This window comes from Rhodococcus sp. P4_F3_2 (genome assembly GCF_056401335.1).
The window spans coordinates 1-588 of the sequence record NZ_JBFUJN010000133.1 but is presented as its reverse complement, the minus strand read 5'-3'; the positions used below and the strand labels follow the sequence as shown (position 1 = coordinate 588).

The window sequence follows — 588 nt, the reverse complement described above, 5'->3', positions numbered from 1 at the left end:
CCGTGGGTACCAATGTGAACCAGATTGCGAGATGGTGCAATGCACGAGACATTGAGCAATTGAGTGAACAGGAGCTTGAGAGATTGGTATACAATCTTGAGGAAATCAAAAAGGGACTGGCTGCAGCATGGCAACAATTAAGCTGAGTACGACGAAAAACGCCAATGCTTTACTGAAGTACGCTGAGAAGCGCGCTGAAGTGTCAAATTCGCTTGATTGCGACGTGKACTATGTAAGGAACCAATTTAAAGCTACAAGGGAAATATGGGGCAAAAGCGGTGGTATACAAGCCCATCATGTGATCCAGTCGTTTAAGCCAGATGAAGTGGATCCCCAGCAAGCGAATAAAATTGGATTACAACTGGCTGAGAAGATGGCAAAAGGTCACGAGGTGGCCGTCTACACGCACACGGATAAGGATCACATTCATAATCACATTGTTATCAATGCTGTGAACTATGAGGATGGCCGAAAGTTTCATGCCCATGGCAAAGAAGCTATTGACCATGGGCGCAAAATAAGTGATGAACTGTGTAAGGAATATGGTCTTTCTATTGTAGAAGAACGCTCGGCCGATGTTCGGTACAC

Annotated in this window: 2 protein-coding genes; both read left to right on the top strand. The window is 45.3% G+C overall.

Annotated elements, in window-relative coordinates; all coding sequences use genetic code 11:
- Nucleotides 1-2 precede the first annotated feature (2 nt).
- Nucleotides 3-146, top strand: a complete 144-nt coding sequence (gene mobC / locus AC1DWA_RS33095) for a plasmid mobilization relaxosome protein MobC (RefSeq protein WP_477917671.1) — start codon at nucleotides 3-5, stop codon at nucleotides 144-146.
- Nucleotides 128-588, top strand: a 461-nt coding sequence (locus AC1DWA_RS33090) for a relaxase/mobilization nuclease domain-containing protein (protein ID WP_477917669.1), incomplete at its 3' end; no start/stop codon positions are given. The genes mobC and AC1DWA_RS33090, both read left to right, overlap by 19 nt.